Source organism: Winogradskyella psychrotolerans RS-3 (assembly GCF_000427335.1).
Lineage (GTDB): Bacteria > Bacteroidota > Bacteroidia > Flavobacteriales > Flavobacteriaceae > Winogradskyella > Winogradskyella psychrotolerans.
In genome coordinates this window covers 1-592 of the sequence record NZ_ATMR01000048.1, presented here as the reverse complement: position 1 = coordinate 592, position 592 = coordinate 1, and the positions used below count along the sequence as shown (strand labels likewise).

General features: G+C 39.5%; 1 protein-coding gene. It reads left to right on the top strand.

Annotation, left to right across the window (positions count from 1 at the left end; all coding sequences use genetic code 11):
- Positions 1–592, top strand: a 592-nt coding sequence (locus ADIWIN_RS04075; protein WP_040756516.1) for an FG-GAP repeat domain-containing protein, incomplete at both ends; no start/stop codon positions are given.

The following is a 592-nucleotide window of genomic DNA, read 5'->3' as shown; positions in this document are numbered from 1 at the left end:
TAAATGGCTTTCCAGCTCAGGATGGATACACTGCAATTGCCGATATAAATCTAGATGGAGAATTGGATATCATAGTAACATCAGGTAAAAAGGAAATACCCCAAATTGAAAGAACCATTTATGCCTGGGATCCACGAAATCAAGAGCTAATAAGTTCAGCTACTATATTCCAGGAGGCTGGAGATGCACTACATACTAGTCTTGCGTTTGTCGGAGATATTACGGGGAACAACAAGCCTGAGATAGGTGTAGCTTCACCTTATAGATTAGATTTCTTTAGATATAACGGTACAGAAGTATTCGAGAGAATCTGGAATCTTGAGTCAAGTGATGCATCGGGTCAAACAAGAACTACCATGTTTGATTTCAACGGGGATGGTAAAAACGAATTAGTTATTAAGGATGAGACTAGTTTACGAATTATTGATGCCACGGAAGATTACCCCAAATTAATAGCGAATCATTCATCCTTTTCAGATACAGGAGCCGAGGGAGCGGTCGTAGCGGATATTAATGGTGATGGGCATGCTCAATTAGTATTCACTTCAAATAATTCAGGGCAGGAAGGTGCACCATTTGGTAAAATTGAAAT